Origin of the sequence: Tenacibaculum sp. IB213877, assembly GCF_034043975.1 — a bacterium.
Lineage (GTDB): Bacteria > Bacteroidota > Bacteroidia > Flavobacteriales > Flavobacteriaceae > Polaribacter.
The window spans coordinates 1-921 of record NZ_JAXCHH010000032.1 but is presented as its reverse complement, the minus strand read 5'-3'; the positions used below and the strand labels follow the sequence as shown (position 1 = coordinate 921).

Here is a 921-nt window from a genome sequence, read left to right as displayed (position 1 = left end):
AGAATAAAGCCTTCTAAATTTAGACCATCATTTAGTCATCTATAAAAAAACAAGCCCTAAAAAGGCTTGTTTTAATCCAATATTTTTGGTTTTTACACACTTGTGCAACGGTTACACCGGCTATAGTTCATTGCTTCTGACTTTCCTCGCGGAAAGTCTTCGCAAATTTGCTATCTTCGGTTTTCGGCGGAAAATCCTCGCGGATTTTCACGCAACGAAACCATAGCCAAACCGTTGTATGTAATTAAGAACGAATCAAAAAGAAATTGAAATATGATACCAAAAACATTAACAATTACAGAAAGACAAATTTTAGCAAATCAATTCAGAATCCTATCTAAATTGGAAGATAATACTGAATATTATGAAAAAAGAGCTGAAATTCTAGAAAATGGATATACAGGACAATACGGAGAAGTATTTCTTGTTGACCAAGAGGAAACAGATTATAATATTTGTAGAGAAACTCACGACATTTTAAATATGTTTAGATATATCTCAAATGCAATTCCGAACTTAACTGATGAGGAAAGAGAAAGTTTAGATTTAGACAAATTGACTTTCAAAGGATTTGATGCTAATAATGATAAACATTATCACTACACGAGTTTTATGATTGAGAAGCAAGGAAAATGGGCTGAACATAAGGAAATGTACCTGAATTCTCATAATTCAATGACAATTTCAGGATATCGAAAAATGCTTCCAGTTTATAAAAATGTTTTAGACTCGAACAGATATGATTTAAACTTTGAGGATTTAAAAGATTTAATTTCTGCTCAATAAACTAACTACATACAACAATGGTAACCGTTGCACAAGTGTGTAAAAACCAAAAATATTGGATTAAAACAAGCCTTTTTAGGGCTTGTTTTTTTATAGATGACTAAATGATGGTCTAAATTTAGAAGGCTTTATTCT

The 921-nt window shown here is 31.2% G+C and carries 1 protein-coding gene; it reads left to right on the top strand.

The window, feature by feature from the left end:
- Window positions 1-273 precede the first annotated feature (273 nt).
- Window positions 274-786 (top strand): YfbU family protein, encoded by a 513-nt coding sequence (locus tag SLH33_RS12950; protein ID WP_320419536.1) that lies wholly within the window; start codon window positions 274-276, stop codon window positions 784-786.
- Window positions 787-921: the final 135 nt, after the last annotated feature.